Below are 19,317 nucleotides of genomic sequence, written 5' to 3' on the forward strand. Positions count from 1 at the left end.
GGGAACTCCTGAATGCCTTGTCAGAGCCGGCTCAGGAGGTCGGTCTTCTTGGACTGGAACTCCTCGTCCGTGAGGATTCCCTTCGCATGCAGACCCGCGAGCTTCTCGATCTTGCCGATGATATCGTCGTCCGCGCTTGCGGTTCGAGGCGGTTCGTCATGGGGCGCTTCGCCGGCGAAGGCTTCCGCCAGCACCGTGCCGAAGTCCCGCGGCTCGGGATGCTCGACGACGGGATCGACCTCTTCCAGCGAGGCGAGATCGATAAGCCCATGCTGCGATGTGAAACTCAGCGATTGATCGCCGGATTGCTGCTGGGAGAAGCCGCCGATCCGGTGGTCGTGCGTGTCGTAGATCTTGACCTTGCCACCGAGGTCGATCGCCAGCCTGCGCGTTTCTGGGAAAAAGGCATAGCGCAGATTGTTCTGCGATCCGGTCGAGGCGGCATGGCCCAGCCCTTCGGGCCACCAGTTGCCGAACGACCTCGGCACGAACAGGCTCGCTGCACTCCCCTGCACCTGCGACTGGAATTGCGGCGGCGGCAGTGGACGGAAGAGATCGGTGCCACGCGCCAAGGCGGCGAGTTCCGTGCACAGGGCGTCCACCTTGGCCTTCAGCCCATTGTTGAACATATCGCCGACCATGATCATGCCGCCCTGCGACCACTGGCCCATGCCGCCGAGTTCGGGATGATTGAACTGTGCCTGGCTCATATGGCCGGCAACCACCGCCAGCAGCAGATGCTGGGCGGCATCGGTGCTGACGCCGTGGCGGGTGGCAATCTCGCTCAGGGCGCGCTCGCCTTCGTCGGTCAATTGTCTCATCTTCGGCTCCTCTTCCTTCAGGCGTAGCACGCAATGATGTTATAGAACACCGGTGAACCATGCGAGTTGCAGCACGCCGATATCGCCACCGCGCGGACCATCCAGCGCCAGGCCGACCGGCAGGCCCGAGGCTGTCGCGCCGATGGGCACGGAGACGCCCGGCAGGCCGGCATTCGAGCCCGGACCCGTATTGTGGATCATCGCGGGGAAAACGGGCACGAGACCGGCATGCGGCAGGTCGGCGAAGGCGTCGCTCAGCGGGAAAGCCGGCATGAGGCAGGTGGGAAAGGCGATGGCATCGAGGCGATTATCGCTGAAGAGACTGGTATAGGCCGCGATCAATTGCTGCCGGACAACGAGGGCAGCACGATAGGATTCGGATGTAAATGGCCCGCCGGAATCGAGCAGGGGAAGCATCAGTTCTCTCACATCATCGCTGGCGATCCGTTCGACCACATCGCGGAATGTGATTTGCGGGGCGAATTCCGCGAGATACTTCATGAGGTCGATGCGGCCCTCGTAGCTCGCGACGGTGAAGCTGGAGTCGTTGTGCAGGCGCGCGATATCGGTGACATCCACCGGCACCAATTCCATGCCCGCACTACGGAATTTTTCGAGCGCCTCACGGCAAATTGCCGCGACCTCCGCTTGGGCGAACTCCCAGAAATGGCTGGTTGGGATGCCGATACGTTTTCCTTCCGGCGAGAAGTCGAGGGGCGTCATTTCGCCGGTCACGGCTTCATGCAGCAGCACGAGATCGTCGGCGGAACGGGCGAGCGGTCCTGCAGTGTCGCGGCTTGAGGAGATCGGGATGATGCCGTGCTGGGACCACTTGGCCGTTGTCGGGCGAAAACCCCAGACGCCGCACAGGGAGGCCGGTATGCGGATCGAGCCACCCGTGTCCGTGCCGATGGCGACGGGAACCAGGCCTGCCGCCACGGCCGCCCCTGCCCCGCCGCTTGAGCCGCCCGATGTGCGGGTCCGGTCATGCGGGTTCAGCGGCGTGCCCGAGAATGGATTGATGCTGGTCGTGCCCCAGGCCAGTTCGTGCATCGTGTTCTTGCCGATGATGATCGCGCCGGCGCGCTTGAGGCGGATCACGATATCCGCGTCCAAGGTAGGGATGTGATCCGCGAGTGCCGGTGTGCCTCCGGTGTTGGGCAGGCCGGCGACCGCGATGTTGTCCTTCACGGCGATCGGCAATCCGTGAAGTGAGCCCAGGGATTGGCCCGCTCGTCTTGCTGCGTCGGCTTTTCGTGCGTCGACGAGAGCGCGTTGGCGATCGATAAGAGAGAATGCGCGGAGTTCGGGATCCGCCTCGATACGCTCGATCAGATCGGAAACCGTCGCTTCCGCCGACGACCCGCCGCTGGCGAGTCTGGCGAGCAATTCAGTGGCGGTGAGCGTGGAATCCGGCATTTCACAGGCTTTCAATCGGTATCTGCCGGCCATGCTATGCGCCGGGAAGCGGAATGGAAACAGGATGTTGAAAAATCCGCTGAAAGCGCTTGCCAAATCAAAACCATTTGGTTATATAACTTTTGAGTTATTTATTTGGTGCCTGATATGTCAAAACTCGATTCCGCATTTTCCGCCCTTGGAGACCCTACCCGTCGGGCCATTCTTGCCCGGCTGGCGCTGGGCGAGACCACCGTCATGGAGCTGGCCGAGCCCTTCTCGATGAGCCAGCCCGCCATTTCCAAGCACCTGCGCGTGCTCGAAGGTGCCGGCCTGATCACGCGCCGCGCCGAGGGTGCCAAGCGGCCTTGCAAGCTGATGCCGGAAGCGCTTTCCGAGATCGACCAGTGGCTCGCCATGCTGCGCGAGGCATTGACCGCCAATTACGACCGGCTGGACGCATTGCTGGCCGAAATGCAAACGAGCACGAAAGAGAAGAAATCATGAGCAAGCTGGAACTGAGGACCGAAGGCGACACGCATGTGATCGTCACCCGCCATTTCAAGGCGCCGCCGGAGGCCGTCTATCGCGCCCATACCGAGACATCGCTGGTGCAGAAATGGCTGCTCGGCCCGCCGGGCTGGACCATGCCGGTGTGCATCAACGAGGCAAAGCCCGGCGGCAAGATCCGCTATGAATGGGCCGATGGCAACGGCAACGGGTTCTACCTCACCGGCGAGTTCGTGGAACTCGTGCCCTTCAGCAAGATCGTGCATGTCGAGCGCATGTTCCTGCCCGATCCGACGCCGGACAATCATGTCGAGACGCGGTTCGAGCCGGATGGCACCGGCACCAAAATGACGATGCGGATGACGCTGCCGGACAGCGAGACACGTGCGGCGATGCTGGCGAGCGGCATGGAGCATGGCATGGAAGACAGCTATGCGCGGCTGGAAACAATGATCTGACTTTCCACGACGTGCCAGCCCCGGAATGGCATGTCCGGGGCTATAATGCCATGTGCGGGCGGCGTGTTTCACCCGGCCCGTCCAGCGACTTCGCAAATGGAACAGACCTGCCGGAGAGGATCACTAGGTTGTCATCTCCAGGGGAGAATGTGCGGCAGCACGGGCTTGCTTTTCTTTCCGGCACCGTCTTCAACCTGCCAGTCCGGACATGCCGGGCCAACTTTTGCGAGGAACCATGGAATATGCTGTAAAGCTCGCTGATCCGGCGTCATCCGAACCAGAAACCGCTGATCTCGAAGGCTGGACCGTTGTCGAGGGCTCACCGTCGATGAAGACCTGGGTGCTGCATACGTCCGAAGACGGCAGCATGATCTCGGGCTATTGGGAAGCCACGCCCGGCACCTATCACGCGGTCTACAACGAATACGAATTCGTCCACATGATGGAAGGCCGCGTGACGATCACGGCCGAAGGCGGCAAGCCTGTCGTGCTCGGCCCCGGCGATGCCTTCGTGATCGAGCCCGGCTTCAAGGGCACGTGGAAGATCGACGAGCCGATCCGCAAGCATTTCGCGATCAAATTGAAATGATGGTTCAGGCGGCGTCCGACCAGGGTGCCGCCGCCTTCAAGTATCAGTTCTTCAGCGCTTCCAGCCCGGCATAGAGATCCAACGCTTCCGGATTGGCCAGCGCTTCCTTGTTCTTCACCGGACGGCCATGGACGACCTCGCGGACGGCGAGTTCGACGATCTTGCCTGATTTGGTGCGGGGAATGTCGGCGACCTGGATAACCTTGGCCGGCACGTGGCGCGGCGAGGCACCAATGCGAATCTTCGTCTTGATCTTCTTTTCGAGTTCAGTGTCGAGCGAGAGCCCCGGTGCGAGACGCACGAAGAGCACGACGCGCACGTCGTCATCCCAATCCTGTCCGATGCAGATGGCTTCGGCCACCTCGTCGAGCTGTTCGACCTGGTTGTAGATCTCGGCGGTGCCGATGCGCACGCCGCCGGGATTGAGTGTCGCGTCCGAGCGGCCGTGGATGATCAGGCCACCGTGTTCGGTCCATTCCGCGAAATCGCCGTGGCACCAGATATTGTCGAAGCGCTCGAAATAGGCCGCCTTGTACTTGGCGCCGTCGGGGTCGTTCCAGAAGCCGACAGGCATCGACGGGAAGGCCTTGGTGCAGACCAGTTCGCCCTTCTCGCCGCGTATGGGCTTGCCGTCGTCATCCCAGACATCGACCGCGAGACCGAGGCCCGGCCCCTGGATCTCGCCCTTCCAGACCGGCAGGACCGGATTGCCGAGCACGAAACAGGAAACGATATCGGTGCCGCCGGAGATCGAGGCGAGTTGCACGTCCGGTTTGATACCTTCGTAGACGAAGGAAAAGCCCTCGGGCGATAGCGGCGAGCCGGTCGAGGTGATCAGGCGAAGGTCTGACAGGTCATGGGTCTTGAGCGGCTCGATGCCGCCCTTGCGCACTGCGTCGATATATTTCGCCGAGGTGCCGAAGATCGCGAACCGCTCCTCGGCCGCATAGTCCCACAGCACATTGCCCGAGGGGGCGAAGGGCGAGCCGTCGAACAGGCAGAGGGTGGCTCCGCTCGCCAGGCCCGAGGCCAGCCAGTTCCACATCATCCAGCCGCAGGTGGTGAAGTAGAAGAGTTTGTCCCCTCCCTCCACGCCTGAATGGAAGCGGTGCTCCTTGAGATGCTGCAGCAGCGTGCCGCCGACGGAATGGACAATGCATTTCGGCACGCCCGTCGTGCCCGAGGAGAACAGGATGTAAAGCGGATGGGCGAAGGGCAGTTGCTCGTATTCCACCGGCTTGGCGACGTAGGCAATGGTTGCAGCGTCCATGGTCCGGCCGCCGGGCAGCGAATCGGCCAGAGCCAGGTCGTCGCCGGCATAGCCCACCACCATCACCGGGCAGCCGAGTTTCGGCGCAACATTGCGCACCTTGTCGGCCACGTCCTGCAGCTTGCCGTTGTACCAATAGGCGTCGCAGGAGATGAACAGTTTCGGCTCGATCTGGCCGAACCGGTCGAGCACGCCCTGCTCGCCGAAATCGGGCGAGCATGACGACCAGATCGCGCCGATCGAGGCGGCCGCCAGCATGCACGCGATGGTTTCGGGCATGTTCGGCATCATCGCGGCGATGCGATCACCCTTGCCGAGACCCATGGCGCGGAAAGCTTGCTGCAGCTTGGAAACCGTGGAATGGAGCTGGTCCCAGGACCAGCGGTAGCTCACCTTGTCCTCGCCGCGGAAGATCAGCGCGTCGCTGTCGCCGTGCTTGATCAGCAGGTTCTCGGCAAAATTCAGCTGCGCATCCGGGAAGAAGCGGGCGTCGAGCATGACATCGCCATGGATGAGATCGCGGCCACCCTTCTCGCCGCGCACCTGGCAGAAATCCCAGACGGCCGACCAGAAGGCGCCGCGCGCATCGATCGACCACGCATGGAAGGCGTCATGATCGGGCAGGTCGACCGCGTTCCTGATCGCGCAGAATTCGCGAAACTTGGTCATAGGGCTCGATGCGACCTCGACGTCCGTCGGCGCCCAAAGCGGTGCATTCTCTCCCATACGACCCTCCACGGTGATGCTGGCGGCATAGCAACTCGTTCGCTGCATTGCAACAGAACGCGGATCGCGGGAAATCGCAAGCCCGAACGCGGCATGGGATGGCAGAGAAGCGGCGGCCAATACGATCGCACTTGTTATGCTGCCTAGTGTCGCGTATATAACGGGAGTGGAGGCCAAGCTTTTGCCTGACCTCCCTTACTCAAGTCGCGAAAGCAATCCGGATCGACACTTGCCAGAGCGTCCGGTACTTTTTGAACTCGAGCGTGATCGTTATGAGTTTAAATCTCATAATGCATCACCTCCGTTGGGGCAGCGAGGCTGTCGCTACAGCCGGGGGAGCCTGCCTTCCCCGGTCGCTCTTTCTGGCAAGAACTGCTGCTTTTGCTATCCCTTCATTATCTATAGTTGTATGGACCGAGATTGTCCAGACAAATACCACCCCATTTTCGAGTATACAGCCGGATTTTCGGCTTGAAAACGGACAACTTGACGCAATCTCACGCACATTCTAGTTAGTTTTCTTAAGAACGACACAACCGATACATTATCTTTAGTTGTATTTCGTGAGCTGATTGGAAATTATGCCTGCGGCAAACTGCTGGAGCAATCATCAGCCAATTATTTACCAATATTCGATAAATTTCTCTGGAATGATCCGGAGTCTGCCTTGAACCAATTCGTCACAGGCCTGCTGAAGCTTCTGCTCGCATCGCTGATCGCGGGCGCGCTGATGAATCTGTTCGGTCTGTCGGCGGAGAAAATCCTGATGTCGATCGGGCTGACGCCGCTCGAAGCATGGGAATATCTCGCCCGCTTCATTGCCTGGGCGATCCCCAATGTGCTGCTCGGCGCGGTGATCATCCTGCCGGTCTGGTTCTTCGCCTATCTCTTCCTGCCGCCGCGTTCGAGCGACGAATAGGAGCTCACCTCAGGGAATCGCCATCGCCGCCCGCTCGTCGCGCTGGCGCTGCACTTCGGCACGCTTGGTCATCAGTGAAGCGATGATCACGCCAGACGTCACGAAGGCGATGAGGATGGTGCTGATTGCGTTGATCTCCGGCGTCACGCCGAGCCGCACCTGACTGTAGATCTTGATCGGCAGCGTCGTGGCACCCGGTCCCGTGGTGAAGTTCGCGATCACGAGATCATCGAGCGACAGAGTGAAAGCCAGCATCCAGCCGGCGATGACGGCGGGAAAGATCAGCGGCAAAGTGATCTTGAAGAAAGTCTTGACCGGCGGGCAGCCGAGATCGAGCGCAGCTTCCTCGAGGCTCATGTCGAACGTCACGAGCCGGGATTGCACGACAATCGCAACATAACACATGCTGAATGTCGTCAGCGCGATCGTCACCGTCCAGAAACCGCGGTCCATGCCGACGGCAACGAAGAGCAACAGCATCGAGAGACCCGTGATCACCTCCGGCATGACGATCGGTGCGTAGATCATGCCGGAGAACAACATGCGGCCAGGAAAGCGCATGAAGCGCGTCAAGGCCAGTGCGGCAAGCGTGCCAAGGACAGTAGCGATGGTGGCACTGAGGAGTGCGACGCGGATGGTGATCCAGGCCGCGTCCATCAGGCCCTGGTTATTCCACATCGCGACATACCAGTGCGTCGAAAAACCACCCCAGACCGTGACGAGCTTCGAGGCATTGAACGAGAAGATGACCAGCAGCAAGATCGGGATGTAGAGGAACAGGAAGCCCAGGGTCAGGACGATCGGGTCGAAGCGCGAAGATTTCATGGCTCTCTCCTCACGCTTTCTGCTGCTGGTTCTGGAAGATCATGATCGGTACGACCAGAATCAGGAGCAGGAGCACCGCCACGGCGGAGGCCAGCGGCCAGTCTCGGTTCGCGGAGAACTCCGTCCAGAGGGTCTTGCCGATCATCAAGGTATCGGCACCGCCGAGCAGGTCGGGGATGACGAACTCGCCTGTTATCGGGATGAAGCAGATCATGGAGCCGGCGATCACACCGGGGAGCGACAACGGGAAAGTGACCTTCCAAAAGGTCTTCCACGGCGGGCAGCCAAGATCGCTCGCGGCTTCGAGCAGCGAGCCATCCATCTTTTCCAGCGACGCATAAAGCGGCAGGATCATGAAAGGGAGATAGGAATAGACAATGCCGATGAAGACCGCATAGTCGGTGCGAAAGATGTTGACCTGTTCATCCGGTCCCAGGATGCCGATCGACTGGAACATCACGGTCAGCAGGCCTTCTGGCTTCAGAATGCCGATCCATGCATAGACGCGGATCAGGAACGATGTCCAGAACGGCAGGATCACCAGCATCAGCAGCGTCGGACGGACGGTAGCAGGTGCGCGCGCCATGGCCAGCGCCATGGGATAGCCGATCAGCAGCAGCAACAGCGTCGAGATCACCGCGATGCGCAGGGAATTCAGATAGGCGCTGACATAGAGCGCATCGGTGCCGAGAAAGAGATAGTTCTCGAAATCAAGTTGCGAGAAGAACTGGCCGATATTCGCGAAGCCCGTGAACTGGGGCGTGTAGGGCGGCATCGAAATCGCAAGATCCGAGAACGAAATCTTCAGCACGATGAAGAATGGGGCCAGGAAAAAGAGCGCCAGCCAAAAATAGGGCACCATGACGATCAGCCATCTGGCGGGGTTCTTGCGCGTATCGGGATTGGTTGCCATGGACTTGCCCCCTCAGCGCGTCAGCACGATGCCGGCATCGGCCGGCCAGGTCAGCCAGACCTTGTCGCCGAAGGTGATCGGCCGGTCGACCAGTCGCGAGACGTTGGCCTGGGCGGCGCGCATGACGCGGCCATCTTCCATCTTGACGAGGAAGACCGAGAAGTCGCCGAGATAACCGATGTCGAAGACTTCGCCGTTGACGCTGTTGAAGCCGGGATCGGCCGGGGCATCGAGCGAGATCCGCACCTTTTCCGGGCGGATGGCGAAGGCGACATCATTGCCCGCGACCGCAGGGCATTCGGGTTGATCTACCCGCACCGACAGCCCACCGGAATCGATCGTCACCAGCGAGCCTTCCTTGCCGGTCACCCTCGCCTCGAAGATGTTGATATCGCCGATGAAGTCGGCCACATAGCGCGAGTTCGGCGCCTCATAGATCTCGGCGGGCGTGGCGATCTGCATGATGATGCCCTTGTCCATGACCGCGATGCGATCCGAAACCGTCATCGCCTCCTCCTGGTCGTGGGTGACGATCAGGAAAGTCAGGCCGAGCGTGTGCTGGATGTCCATCAGTTCGAACTGGGTCTCCTCACGCAGTTTGCGGTCGAGCGCGCCCAGCGGCTCGTCGAGCAGCAGCACCTTCGGCCGCTTGGCGAGCGAGCGGGCCAGCGCGACGCGCTGACGCTGGCCACCCGAGAGCTGGCTTGGCTTGCGTTTGGCGAACTGCTCGAGCTTGACGAGTTTCAGCATTTCCTGAACCCGGCCATCAATCTCGCTCTTGGGCAATTTGTCCTGTTCGAGGCCGAAGGCGACGTTCTTCTCGACTGTCATATGCGGGAAAAGCGCATAGGACTGGAACATCATGTTGGTCGGCCGCTTGTAGGGCGGCACGCCGGAGATATCCTTGCCCTGCAGCAGGATACGGCCTTCTGTCGGCTCTTCGAAGCCCGCCAGCATCCGCATCAGCGTTGTCTTGCCGCAGCCGGAGGGGCCGAGTAGCGAGAAGAATTCCTTCTCGTAGATGTCGAGTGTCAGGTCGTTGACCGCGACGAAATCGCCGAAGCGCTTGGTGATCTTCTCAAACCGGATGAAGGGCACCGAGTTTGGGTCGGTCCACGGCATGAATTTACGTTTGACCGGTCCGAGTGACTTCGCCATTTCGCCTGCGCCCCATTTTTCGCAAATCTTGATTGATCGTCACGTTGTTGGTTGCCGGCGGGTGCCGGAAAAAGAGAGGGCGGCTTGAGCCGCCCTTGAAGTCCTTCCGCTATCAACTGCCGGTCTTGATCGTGGTCCAGAGCCGGTTGAGCACGCGCGATTCTTTTGGCCCATAGGGCGAGATCGTGAACAGTTTCTTGGTGGTTTCCTCCGACGGGTAGACCGCGGGATTCTCCAATACCGACTTGTCGATGAACTTCTGCGAGGCGAGGTTGCCATTGGCGTATTGAACATAGTTCGATGCCTTGGCGATGACTTCAGGCTTCATCAGGTAATTGATGAAGGCATGCGCCGCCTCGACATTCTTGGCGTCGGCCGGAATGGCAAGGTTGTCGAACCACATATAGGTCCCCTCCTTGGGGATGATGTAGTTGATCTCGACACCGTTCTTGGCTTCCTCGGCACGGCTCTTGGCCTGCAGCACGTCGCCCGACCAGCCGAGCGTGATGCAGGCATCGCCATTGGCGAGTTCATCGATATAGGCCGACGAATTGAACGTGCGCACGAACGGACGGATCTTCTGATAGACCTCGCCGCCGGCTTCGATATCGGCCGTCTCCTTGCTGTCGGGATTCTTGCCGATGTAGTTCATCGCGATGGCGAAAGTCTCATCCGGCGCATCGAGGATATTGATGCCGCAGGCCTTGAGCTTCTCGGCATTTTCCGGCTTGAACAGCACATCCCAGCTGTCGATCGGCACATCGCCGAGCGCTGCCTTCACCTTGGCGACATTGTAGCCGATGCCCGACGTGCCCCACATGTAGTTGACGGCATATTCGTTGCCCGGATCGTACTTGGCCAGGCGCTCGGAAACCTGCGGCCACATGTTGGCGAGGTTCGGCAGCTTGGACTTGTCGAGCTTCTGGAACACACCAGCCTGGATCTGGCGCGCCAGGAACGGCCCGGTCGGCACCACGACATCATAGCCCGAACCGCCCGCGAGCAGCTTGGTTTCGAGAATTTCGTTGGAGTCGAAGACGTCGTAGACGACCTTGATACCGGTCTCCTTGGTGAAGTCTTCGAGGATCGCGTTGTCGATATAATCAGACCAGTTGTAGACGTTGACCACCTTCTCCTGTGCGGTCGATGCAGAGGCGAGCAGAAGCGCTGCTGCCACGCCTGCGGCCAGCCCAAATAGCTGTTTCTTCATGATATTCTCCTGTTTTCCCGGCCTTGAATTGCTTTTGATCTATGCCCGGAGTCCCACTCTGAGAAACAGATTAGAAAGGATTGGAGCGCCCGACAACTAAAAAATTGCAAATCGTTACAAGGGTGTGGTCGGCCCGTCGCCATCACTGGAAATCGAAGACGCTCATGCCTGCAACCATCTCGTCGAGACCCAGCGGCCTTGTGACCGGCGGTTCGGCGCGCGCGAGGCAACCGGGCCGCTCGCACAGCCGGCAGGCCGGCCCCACGGCCAGCGGCGGGCCACCGGGCAGCGCTTCGGCATAGGCTGTCTCCCCGGCATGGGATTGCTCGCAAGCCAGAAGCAGCGCGGTGCGGCGCACACGCTCGCCGAAGCCGGCGATCGGGCCTTCCAGCGTGCGGGCGATGGTGAGGTAACGCGCGCCGCCCGGCATCTCGACAATCTCCGGCAAGACTTGGCCCGGCGCGGCAAACGCCGCATGGATATTGAGCTTGGGACATTGCCCGCCGAAAGCCGCCTGCGGAAAGCCATTCGCGCCTGCACGCCGGATGCGGTTTCCCGCGATATCGATCTCCATGGTGAAGAAGGGAATGCCCTGCGCGTCCGGCCGGCCCATGCTGGTGAGCCTGCTTGCCGCCTGCTCGAACGAGACGCGGAAACGCGCGCAGAGAATGCCGACATCATAACGTGCACGGCGAGCGGCGGCGATGAAGGCGCCGTAGGGCATCATCACCGCCAGTGCTGCATAGCGGGCAAGCTCGAAGCGCGCGATGCGCCGGGCCTCGTTGGTGGAGAGAGCAAGCGCGTCGAGGGCGGCCGATATTTCATCGCGGAGCGCGATCTGGCAGGCCTCCTGGGCGATTTCCCGCAATTGGTCGTGCGGGTAGAGCCGCTCGGAGAGAAACAGCCGCATCGAATGGCGGTCGTAGCGGCGCCGGAGATTGGGCATGGCGTGGATGGGGAGCGTGCGGACGACGATGCCGTGCTCGGCGCGCAACCATTCGCGCAGTGCCGCACCGATATCATCTGCCCCGCCAATGTGCGTGTGAAAAGCTTCGGCTGCATCCTCGATCGCGGCATGGAAATTCGGACGGTTCTCCAGCCGGTCACGCACCTCGTCCATGGGAAGACGGGCGCCGGAGAGCACAGGGTCGTGTCCGGCCTCCGCCAGCAGACCTGCGAGATCGGACAGACGCGCCGCCTGCTCGCGATAGGCACGGTGGAGCTTGATCATGCCCTGGGCCGCATTGGGCGCGGCTTCGGCAACCTCCACCAGTTCTTCGCCGCCGGGCACCTCGCCAGCCAGCAGCGGATCGGCGAAGACTTGCCGCAGTTCGCCGGCGACCGAGCCGGTTTCACCCTGCAGATCCTCGATGTCGATCTTGTAGACCGACGCCATCTTGAGGATGAGCTGGACCGTGAGCGGCCGCTGATTGCGCTCGATGAGATTGAGGTAGGACGGCGAGATGCCAAGGCCCTCCGCCATGGCGGTCTGCGTCATGCCCAGGCCGTTGCGGAGACGGCGCACACGGGGACCGGCGAAGATCTTGGCCTCAGCCATTTGTCATATCCTTTACAGATAATGATCCTGCTTGCGCATTTACACGATTTACAGATTTACACGGCTCCTATGTAAATTTCAAGACAGGATTACTCGAATTTCATCGAGATTTACAGTCTTTCTATGGTGTCTCTTCGCAATGCAATGTAAATCTCGTCATATCGAATTGACGCGAATGGCGATCCCCAAACCGGCATTCGCACCACTGGAAAAGCGACGGGAGACTATTATGACTGAGTTTTACAATCTGGTTCCATCCGCACCGCAAGGCCGCTTCGACGGCCTCGAGCGCCCTTACAGTGCCGAGGATGTAAAGCGCCTGCGCGGCTCGGTCACGATCCAGCATTCGTTGGCCGAAATGGGTGCCAACCGGCTGTGGAAGCTCATCCATGAAGAAGACTTCGTCAATGCGCTCGGCGCACTCTCGGGCAACCAGGCGATGCAGATGGTGCGCGCCGGGCTGAAGGCGATCTATCTCTCTGGCTGGCAAGTCGCGGCCGACGCCAATACCGCGTCGTCCATGTATCCCGACCAGTCGCTCTATCCCGCCAACGCCGCGCCGGAGCTTGCCAAGCGCATCAACAAGACGCTGCAGCGCGCCGACCAGATCGAGACGCAGGAGGGCAATGGCCTTTCGGTCGATACATGGTTCGCGCCGATCGTTGCAGATGCCGAGGCAGGTTTCGGTGGACCGCTGAACTCCTTCGAGATCATGAAGGCCTTTATCGAAGCGGGTGCGGCGGGTGTCCATTATGAAGACCAACTCGCATCGGAGAAGAAGTGCGGCCATCTCGGCGGCAAGGTGCTGATCCCGACGGCGGCGCATATCCGCAACCTGACCGCCGCGCGGCTCGCCGCCGACGTGATGGGCACCGCGACGCTCGTCATTGCCCGTACGGATGCCGAGGCTGCGAAGCTGCTGACCTCGGATATCGACGAGCGCGACCAGCCCTTCGTCGATTACGATGCGGGCCGGACGGTCGAAGGCTTCTACCAGGTGAAGAACGGCATCGAGCCCTGCATCGCCCGCGCCATCGCCTATGCGCCCTATTGCGACCTGATCTGGATGGAGACCTCCAAGCCCGATCTCGGCCAGGCGCGCAAATTCGCCGAGGCCGTGCACAAAGTGCATCCGGGCAAGAAGCTCGCCTATAATTGCTCGCCGTCGTTCAACTGGAAGAAGAACCTGGACGACGCGACGATTGCCAAGTTCCAGCGCGAGTTGGGTGCGATGGGCTACAAGTTCCAGTTCATCACGCTGGCCGGCTTCCACCAGTTGAACTTCGGCATGTTCGAACTGGCGCGCGGCTACAAGGACCGCCAGATGGCCGCCTATTCGGAGTTGCAGGAGGCGGAATTCGCCGCCGAGATCAACGGCTATACGGCGACCAAGCACCAGCGCGAAGTCGGCACCGGATATTTCGATGCCGTGTCGGTGGCGATCTCGGGCGGCAAGTCCTCGACGACGGCGATGAAGGAATCGACCGAACACGCCCAGTTCCGCCCGGCGGCGGAGTAGCTAAGAAAGACCCCGCCCCAACCCCTCCCCACAAGGGGGAGGGGCTAACCCAGCCGCTCCGTCATGCAAAACAGCAGCCTCGCTACAAGTCGAGAGGGTGAATTTTGGCACGGCAGGGCGGCAAGCTAAGCCCCTCCCCCTTGTGGGGAGGGGTTTGGGGCGGGGTCTTAAATCTATCAAGAACCCCAAGAGAGGAGAAATACCATGAGTGTCCAGACCCGCGTCAAGGAACGCGCCGAAGAGCAAGCCACCGCAATGAGTGCCGAGCAGCAGGCGGCGATCCGCATGGTCGCCAACGACCTGCACCGCCTGAACCACGCCGTGATGAAGGCGGTCGATGCCGGCGTCTCGGTCGAGCTGATCCGCTCGGCGCGGCATCACAACGAAGGCAACTGGGGCGACCTGATGATCCCCGTCATCGTGACCCAGGCACAATGATTTCCCTGCACCCGTAAAACGGTGCCTGCCCGGGCCGTGGAGGACGGTCCGGGCCTTTCTATTTCAGGGAGACCGCATGCTTCAGCGCGCGGACCTTGGCCGTATCGGTGTGCCTGGCGATATCAGGGACAAAGCCGAATTCGATCATTCGGTTTTGGGGCATCGGAACCGGCGACGAGCATGAGGCGTGGATTTCCGATACGCCGAGGTCTAGGAATTGCGCGGCGTTATCCGCCGAGATGCCGGATCCCGGCATGATGGAAATCCGGCCATTGGCGGCGTCCATCGCTTGCTTCAATCCTGCCATCCCTTCGCCGGCCGTCTTCGCGCCGCCCGAGGTCAGGATACGGGAGAAGCCGAGCTTGACGGCAATCTCCACCGCCTCCGGAATTTTCGGCACAAGGTCGAAGGCGCGATGCAGCGTGAGGTCCAGGCCTTTGGCGGCTTTCACCAGCACATCGAGAACCATGCGGTCGAGCCGGCCGTCGGCCAGGCTGGCACCGAGCACCACGCCGGCGAGGCCTGCACTGCGCGCCGCCTCGATGTCCGACAGCATGATGTCGATCTCCTCGTCAGTATAAACGAAATTGCCGGCCCGCGGGCGGATCATGGCGTTGCAGGGGATGTCGAAGGTTGCGGCGACCTCCATCAATCCCGCCGAGGGCGTCAGTCCGCCGAGCGCGAGGGCGCTGCAGAGTTCGATGCGGTCGCCGCCGCCCGCGACGGCAGCTTCGAGGCCGGCGAGGTCATCGACGCAGACTTCGAGGAGGATGTGTTTTCCATTTGAGGGGGTCATGCGGGGGCACCCCCCTCTGCCCTGCCGGGCATCTCCCCCTCAAGGGGGGAGATCGGCCAGACGTTAGCTCGCCGGTCACTCTCGACGTTGAAACGTGTTGAAACGCAGGTAAGTAAGGCGAGACCGCGCCACCATCCAATCTCCCCCCTTGAGGGGGAGATGCCCGGCAGGGCAGAGGGGGGTGCCCAGCATGCAAGATCACGACTCATGCCTGCGTCCCCAAGCCAAGCAAAGCCGCACCCGCCAAGCCCGGCTCCACCGTCAATTGGCTCGGCACCACCAGCCGCCGGGAAAAGCGCCGCAGTGTCCGCTGCCGCACTGTCTCGTCGATCTTCGCAATCAACGGCGCCGAATTCGACAATCCGCCACCGACCGGGACGATCGAGGCGCCGGTGATGTTGACGGCGAGCGCCAGCGGCGAGGCGATGAGATCGACATAGATTTCGATCGTGCGGGCTGCTTCGACGTCACCTGCCAGCCAGCGCGTGACGATCTCCTTGCTCGACAGTTCCGTGCGATGAATTTCGAAGTGCAGCCGCTCCATGCCCCGCGCGCCGCCCACGGTGTTGACGCAACGCCGCTGGCCGCAGGCGCATTCATAAGCGGGGATTGCCACCGGCGGATCGCCCGCGAAGGAGGGGAGCGCCGGGCCATGGCCCCATTCGCCGGCAAAGCCGCCGTTTTCATCGACCAGCCGGCCATCGACGACCAGCCCGCCACCGACGCCGCTGCCGAGGATCGCACCGAGCACGATCGCGTGCCCCCTGCCCGCCCCCAGCCCCGCTTCGGCCAGCGCGAAGCAGTCGGCATCGTTGGCGATCAACACATCGACGCCGAGGACGGCTTCGAGATCGGCGGCAAGCGTCCGGCCGTGAATGCAGGGAATATTCGCGACGGTTGCCACCCCCGTTTCGGGATCGATGACGCCGGTGATGGAGAGTGCGATGCGCTGGGGCCGGATGCCGGTCGCGGCGATCACGCCGATCAGGGTTGCGACGAAGGCATCGAAATCGTCAAGCGGCGTCGGCCGTGGCGGCAACGGCGAAATATCGTCGGCCGCGCGCGCCACCGCACCCTTGATGAAGCTGCCGCCTATATCGAAACAGATGATCGCCATTCAATAGGTCCTGGTCAGGTATTCCTGGTCACGTATTCTTTACCGGCCGCTTCCCGGCATAGAGTTCCTGATGTGCCTTTAAAAGCTTCGTGAGGCGGTCCGCAAGGGTGCGGATTTCGCGGCGTGCGCGGTCGTCGTTGTTGGTCACGACCCATTGCTTGTGGCGGAGCTCGGAAATCTCGTCGCTGGCGCGCTCGATGCCGGGTTCCATGTCGCCGATGAAGCAGGGCAGGATGGCGTTGCCGGTTCCGGCTTTGACGAGGTCGAGGATCGAGCGCGGCCGGGTCACCGTCACGACGATCTGGCTTGCGCGGTTCTCGTGCGGCCAGCGCAGGTAGCTCGAGATCGCATCGGCTTCGGTGCTGGCGATCCATCGTTCGGGGAGATATTGCGGCGCGCTCTTGGCGCGGTAGGCGGCATAGGCGACCTCGCCGATCAGCCGCGAAGCGAGGTTCAGTTCCTCCGGCAAATGGGCGCGCAGGCCAACATCGTGTTCGCGGTGGGCGAGCGGCGCGCGCGCTTCCGTCACCGTCATCTCGACACGGAAATTGTCCCGCTCGTTGCAGAGGTCGCGAAAGTTTTCGGCGATCAGCCGCGCGTTCCACGTGCCCGCCGCAAGCCTGAGCGTGACGGCACCCGACGATTCCATGCGCCAGCTTTCGACGCGGCGGACGGCCGATTCCATGTCTTTCAACTGGTCGAACAGGATCTGGCCGTCGGTGGTCAGCACATAGCCGGTCTGGCTGCGGGAAAACAGCGTGCGGCCGATCGAATGCTCGAGTTCCAGTATCCGTCGGCCGACCGTGGCCGGGCTGAGGCCCGACACCTGTGCTGCGCCGGTCAGGCCGCCATGCCGGGCAACCGCGATGAAGACCTGATAGGCATCCCAACCGATATTTTTCATGGATGAATTATATGATGCATTATCGCCCGTATATAAAGAGATTTTTGTCGGATAGATTGAAGACGTTCCGATGAGGCATGCCACTGACAAATGCTGGCAGCGGTTGCTATAGAATTGTGACTGCCAGCAACTTTGCAGACGCAGTTTCATCGGCGTATCCGACACCCGCATCGATAGCCGGCCACCGGGCCGGAAGGAGGCTTTTATGCAAGATATGCTCGCAGCATTGCTGCTCGTTGATCATTTTTCCGGGCGCTGCCGCCCGGCAGAACGCCCGAACGCGCGACCCGAACCGGAATCTCCCTGGACGCGGATATTCGCGTGGCATCGGCGGAACACAACCCGATAACAAGACGGCCCGGATCGCTCCGGGCCGTTTGCATGTTAGACTTGTGCGGTCACTCAGACGTTGAGCAGCAGGTATTCCCGCTCCCAGGGGCTGATCACCTGCATGAAGGTCTCGAACTCGCCGCGCTTGACGCCGGCATACATGCCGATGAATTCGTCGCCAAAGACCTCGCGCAAGGCGGGCTCGTTTTCCAGTAGCGATACGCCTTCGAGCAGGCCGCGCGGCAGTTCGATGGAGCCTTCATTCGCGGTGCCGTCGGATGGAGGCGTCGGATGCAGGCCCTTCATGATGCCGAGCCAGCCGCAGGCCAAGGACGCTGCGAGCGCGAGGTACGGATTGGCATCCGAACTCGGCAGGCGGTTTTCGACGCGCCGCGCGGCGGCATCTGAAACCGGTACGCGAAACGCGGTGGTGCGGTTGTCGTAACCCCAGGCATTGTTGACCGGGGCCGACATGCTTGGTGTCAGGCGCCGATAGGAATTCACATATGGCGCCATCATGACGAGCGTCTTCGGCACGAAGGTCTGCATGCCGCCGATGAAGCTATAGAATTCCTTCGACGACGTGCCATCCGGGTTTGAGAAGATGTTCCTGCCCGTCTTGATATCGACCACCGACTGGTGGATGTGCATGGCGGAGCCAGCTTGGCCTTCCATCGGTTTAGCCATGAAGGTGGCATAGATGCCGTGACCCATCGCCGCTTCCCGGATGGTGCGCTTGAACATGAACACCTGGTCGGCGAGTTCCACCGGATCGCCGTGGCGCAGGTTGATTTCGAGCTGCGCCGGCCCCTCTTCATGGATCAGCGTATCGATCTCCAGGCCTTGCGCGGCCGAGAAATGGTAGATGTCGTCGATCAGCTCGTCGAACTCGTTGATGCCGGCGATCGAATAGCCCTGCCCGCCCTGGATCGAGCGGCCCGAACGACCCGTCGGCGGCTTCAGCGGATAGTCCGGATCTTCGTTTTTGGCGACGAGGTAGAACTCGATCTCAGGCGCCACGACCGGCTTCCAGCCGCGGTCCTTGTAAAGCGACATGACGTGCTTGAGCAGGTTGCGCGGGGTGTAGGCCACGGCCTTGCCGTCGGTATCGACGATGTCACAGATCACCTGCGCCGTCGGATCGGTTTCCCAGGGCACGACGGAAAGGGTCGAAAGATCGGGTACGAGCTTGATGTCGCTGTCGCGCGAGTCGTAGCGGAATTCTTCGGACTCGTCTGGATAACCGCCCGAGATCGTGTGCCGGTAGATCGCCGATGGCAGTGCAAGCGAGGTATTGGAGGTGAATTTCGAGGACGGCATCATCTTGCCACGCGGGACACCGGCGAGGTCGGGCGTGATGCACTCGATATCTTCGATGCCGCGGGCGCGCAGCCATTCGGCCGCTTCCTTCCAGTCGGAAACGCCGCGGGTATTGAGCAGAACGGGGGATGGCTTTGGAGGAGTCGCAGTCGTCTTCTGAATGATCTTGTTGCGGACTTTCTTGGCTGCCATGATTAACCTTGGTGTTGTTGCTCCCGGCGGCGATCATAGCTGTTCCCGGCCAAATGGCGAGGGGGGCCAATCGAAATTCGGCACAGTTCGCGCCTCAGGCGAGACCTTGCCATACGATTTCAGCCTTTCTTAAGGGATTGGCTCCATCGTGGATGCACTGACCTTCGAGGGACCATCCATGCATCAGGATCATTCCACCCGTCGTCTCCGCCGCGCTCGCGCCATTGCAAAGCCGGCCCGCCTCGATATCCGGTCAGCGGTACGGATTGCCATATCCGTTTCCATGCTCGCCGCCGTTCTTTATGCTTTCAAAGCCCTCGCCTGAACGCGCGAGCGAAGGAATTCG

General features: G+C 61.3%; 18 protein-coding genes. 6 read left to right on the forward strand and 12 right to left on the reverse strand.

Annotation, left to right across the window (positions count from 1 at the left end):
- Positions 1-20: 20 nt before the first annotated feature.
- Both ACSQ26_RS16685 and ACSQ26_RS16690 read right to left on the reverse strand, forming a co-directional pair.
- A complete protein-coding gene (locus tag ACSQ26_RS16685) occupies positions 21-821 on the reverse strand; it encodes an SHOCT domain-containing protein (protein ID WP_436010715.1) in 801 nt (266 codons plus the stop codon).
- Positions 822-860: 39 nt separating this feature from the next.
- Positions 861-2,273 (reverse strand): amidase family protein, encoded by a 1,413-nt coding sequence (locus ACSQ26_RS16690; RefSeq protein WP_436010717.1) that lies wholly within the window; start codon positions 2,271-2,273, stop codon positions 861-863.
- Between the two features lie 114 nt (positions 2,274-2,387).
- On the opposite strand from ACSQ26_RS16690, the gene ACSQ26_RS16695 reads away from it, so the two are divergent.
- From ACSQ26_RS16695 to ACSQ26_RS16705, 3 genes are all read left to right on the forward strand, one after another.
- Positions 2,388-2,726, forward strand: a complete 339-nt coding sequence (locus ACSQ26_RS16695) for an ArsR/SmtB family transcription factor (RefSeq protein WP_436010719.1) — start codon at positions 2,388-2,390, stop codon at positions 2,724-2,726.
- Positions 2,723-3,187: an SRPBCC domain-containing protein gene (locus ACSQ26_RS16700; RefSeq protein ID WP_436010721.1), complete on the forward strand. Its 465-nt coding sequence runs from the start codon at positions 2,723-2,725 to the stop codon at positions 3,185-3,187. The genes ACSQ26_RS16695 and ACSQ26_RS16700 overlap by 4 nt, the downstream gene beginning before the upstream one ends.
- Positions 3,188-3,422: 235 nt before the next feature.
- On the forward strand, positions 3,423-3,776 hold the full coding sequence (locus tag ACSQ26_RS16705; RefSeq protein ID WP_436010723.1) for a cupin domain-containing protein: 354 nt from the start codon (positions 3,423-3,425) through the stop codon (positions 3,774-3,776).
- 43 nt (positions 3,777-3,819) lie between these two features.
- Here ACSQ26_RS16705 and ACSQ26_RS16710 read toward each other — a convergent pair whose 3' ends face one another.
- A complete protein-coding gene (locus tag ACSQ26_RS16710; RefSeq protein ID WP_436010725.1) occupies positions 3,820-5,772 on the reverse strand; it encodes an acetoacetate--CoA ligase in 1,953 nt (650 codons plus the stop codon).
- Between the two features lie 667 nt (positions 5,773-6,439).
- Here ACSQ26_RS16710 and ACSQ26_RS16715 point away from each other — a divergent pair.
- Positions 6,440-6,691: a DUF6460 domain-containing protein gene (locus tag ACSQ26_RS16715; RefSeq protein ID WP_436010727.1), complete on the forward strand. Its 252-nt coding sequence runs from the start codon at positions 6,440-6,442 to the stop codon at positions 6,689-6,691.
- 9 nt (positions 6,692-6,700) lie between these two features.
- Here the strand turns inward: ACSQ26_RS16715 and ACSQ26_RS16720 are convergent, their stop codons facing one another.
- The 5 genes from ACSQ26_RS16720 to ACSQ26_RS16740 form a co-directional block, all read right to left on the reverse strand.
- Entirely contained in the window at positions 6,701-7,516 is an 816-nt protein-coding gene (locus ACSQ26_RS16720; RefSeq protein ID WP_436010729.1) for an ABC transporter permease, read from the reverse strand.
- 10 nt (positions 7,517-7,526) lie between these two features.
- Positions 7,527-8,429 carry an ABC transporter permease subunit gene (locus ACSQ26_RS16725; RefSeq protein ID WP_436010731.1) on the reverse strand — a complete coding sequence of 301 codons (903 nt, stop codon included), beginning with the start codon at positions 8,427-8,429 and terminating at the stop codon, positions 7,527-7,529.
- A gap of 12 nt (positions 8,430-8,441) precedes the next feature.
- On the reverse strand, positions 8,442-9,587 hold the full coding sequence (locus ACSQ26_RS16730) for an ABC transporter ATP-binding protein (RefSeq protein WP_436010733.1): 1,146 nt from the start codon (positions 9,585-9,587) through the stop codon (positions 8,442-8,444).
- Between the two features lie 112 nt (positions 9,588-9,699).
- Positions 9,700-10,797, reverse strand: coding sequence for a polyamine ABC transporter substrate-binding protein (locus ACSQ26_RS16735; protein WP_436010735.1), 1,098 nt, complete (start codon positions 10,795-10,797; stop codon positions 9,700-9,702).
- Positions 10,798-10,939: 142 nt separating this feature from the next.
- Positions 10,940-12,355 carry a helix-turn-helix domain-containing protein gene (locus ACSQ26_RS16740; RefSeq protein ID WP_436010737.1) on the reverse strand — a complete coding sequence of 472 codons (1,416 nt, stop codon included), beginning with the start codon at positions 12,353-12,355 and terminating at the stop codon, positions 10,940-10,942.
- Positions 12,356-12,584: 229 nt separating this feature from the next.
- On the opposite strand from ACSQ26_RS16740, the gene aceA reads away from it, so the two are divergent.
- Together aceA and ACSQ26_RS16750 are read left to right on the forward strand one after the other, a co-directional pair.
- Complete coding sequence (gene aceA / locus ACSQ26_RS16745; protein ID WP_436010739.1) at positions 12,585-13,874, forward strand: isocitrate lyase; 1,290 nt, start codon at positions 12,585-12,587, stop codon at positions 13,872-13,874.
- 204 nt (positions 13,875-14,078) lie between these two features.
- A complete protein-coding gene (locus ACSQ26_RS16750) occupies positions 14,079-14,312 on the forward strand; it encodes an SMc00767 family acetate metabolism repressor (RefSeq protein ID WP_258160877.1) in 234 nt (77 codons plus the stop codon).
- Positions 14,313-14,370: 58 nt separating this feature from the next.
- On the opposite strand, the gene ACSQ26_RS16755 is transcribed toward ACSQ26_RS16750, so the two are convergent.
- The 4 genes from ACSQ26_RS16755 to ACSQ26_RS16770 all read right to left on the reverse strand — a co-directional run bounded on the left by ACSQ26_RS16755 (position 14,371) and on the right by ACSQ26_RS16770 (position 18,971).
- On the reverse strand, positions 14,371-15,108 hold the full coding sequence (locus tag ACSQ26_RS16755) for a copper homeostasis protein CutC (protein WP_436010742.1): 738 nt from the start codon (positions 15,106-15,108) through the stop codon (positions 14,371-14,373).
- A 205-nt stretch (positions 15,109-15,313) separates the two neighbouring features.
- Positions 15,314-16,225, reverse strand: coding sequence for an ROK family protein (locus ACSQ26_RS16760; RefSeq protein WP_436010744.1), 912 nt, complete (start codon positions 16,223-16,225; stop codon positions 15,314-15,316).
- Positions 16,226-16,253: 28 nt separating this feature from the next.
- Entirely contained in the window at positions 16,254-17,129 is an 876-nt protein-coding gene (locus tag ACSQ26_RS16765) for a LysR family transcriptional regulator (protein WP_436010746.1), read from the reverse strand.
- Positions 17,130-17,531: 402 nt separating this feature from the next.
- The gene (locus ACSQ26_RS16770; protein ID WP_436010748.1) at positions 17,532-18,971 is read right to left on the reverse strand and encodes a glutamine synthetase family protein; all 1,440 of its coding nucleotides are present in this window, start codon (positions 18,969-18,971) and stop codon (positions 17,532-17,534) included.
- Positions 18,972-19,317: the final 346 nt, after the last annotated feature.

Source organism: Rhizobium sp. LjRoot254 (assembly GCF_964254105.1).
In the GTDB taxonomy this organism is placed as follows: Bacteria; Pseudomonadota; Alphaproteobacteria; order Rhizobiales; family Rhizobiaceae; genus Rhizobium_E.

What these genes read in the sequence shown, in the direction of transcription:
- ACSQ26_RS16685 (WP_436010715.1), bottom strand. Translation starts at nt 821, where the DNA reads ATGAGACAATTGACCGACGAAGGCGAGCGCGCCCTGAGCGAGATTGCC.
- ACSQ26_RS16690 (WP_436010717.1), bottom strand. Translation starts at nt 2,273, where the DNA reads ATGGCCGGCAGATACCGATTGAAAGCCTGTGAAATGCCGGATTCCACG.
- ACSQ26_RS16695 (WP_436010719.1), top strand. Translation starts at nt 2,388, where the DNA reads ATGTCAAAACTCGATTCCGCATTTTCCGCCCTTGGAGACCCTACCCGT.
- ACSQ26_RS16700 (WP_436010721.1), top strand. Translation starts at nt 2,723, where the DNA reads ATGAGCAAGCTGGAACTGAGGACCGAAGGCGACACGCATGTGATCGTC.
- ACSQ26_RS16705 (WP_436010723.1), top strand. Translation starts at nt 3,423, where the DNA reads ATGGAATATGCTGTAAAGCTCGCTGATCCGGCGTCATCCGAACCAGAA.
- ACSQ26_RS16710 (WP_436010725.1), bottom strand. Translation starts at nt 5,772, where the DNA reads ATGGGAGAGAATGCACCGCTTTGGGCGCCGACGGACGTCGAGGTCGCA.
- ACSQ26_RS16720 (WP_436010729.1), bottom strand. Translation starts at nt 7,516, where the DNA reads ATGAAATCTTCGCGCTTCGACCCGATCGTCCTGACCCTGGGCTTCCTG.
- ACSQ26_RS16725 (WP_436010731.1), bottom strand. Translation starts at nt 8,429, where the DNA reads ATGGCAACCAATCCCGATACGCGCAAGAACCCCGCCAGATGGCTGATC.
- ACSQ26_RS16730 (WP_436010733.1), bottom strand. Translation starts at nt 9,587, where the DNA reads ATGGCGAAGTCACTCGGACCGGTCAAACGTAAATTCATGCCGTGGACC.
- ACSQ26_RS16735 (WP_436010735.1), bottom strand. Translation starts at nt 10,797, where the DNA reads ATGAAGAAACAGCTATTTGGGCTGGCCGCAGGCGTGGCAGCAGCGCTT.
- ACSQ26_RS16740 (WP_436010737.1), bottom strand. Translation starts at nt 12,355, where the DNA reads ATGGCTGAGGCCAAGATCTTCGCCGGTCCCCGTGTGCGCCGTCTCCGC.
- aceA (WP_436010739.1), top strand. Translation starts at nt 12,585, where the DNA reads ATGACTGAGTTTTACAATCTGGTTCCATCCGCACCGCAAGGCCGCTTC.
- ACSQ26_RS16750 (WP_258160877.1), top strand. Translation starts at nt 14,079, where the DNA reads ATGAGTGTCCAGACCCGCGTCAAGGAACGCGCCGAAGAGCAAGCCACC.
- ACSQ26_RS16755 (WP_436010742.1), bottom strand. Translation starts at nt 15,108, where the DNA reads ATGACCCCCTCAAATGGAAAACACATCCTCCTCGAAGTCTGCGTCGAT.
- ACSQ26_RS16760 (WP_436010744.1), bottom strand. Translation starts at nt 16,225, where the DNA reads ATGGCGATCATCTGTTTCGATATAGGCGGCAGCTTCATCAAGGGTGCG.
- ACSQ26_RS16765 (WP_436010746.1), bottom strand. Translation starts at nt 17,129, where the DNA reads ATGAAAAATATCGGTTGGGATGCCTATCAGGTCTTCATCGCGGTTGCC.
- ACSQ26_RS16770 (WP_436010748.1), bottom strand. Translation starts at nt 18,971, where the DNA reads ATGGCAGCCAAGAAAGTCCGCAACAAGATCATTCAGAAGACGACTGCG.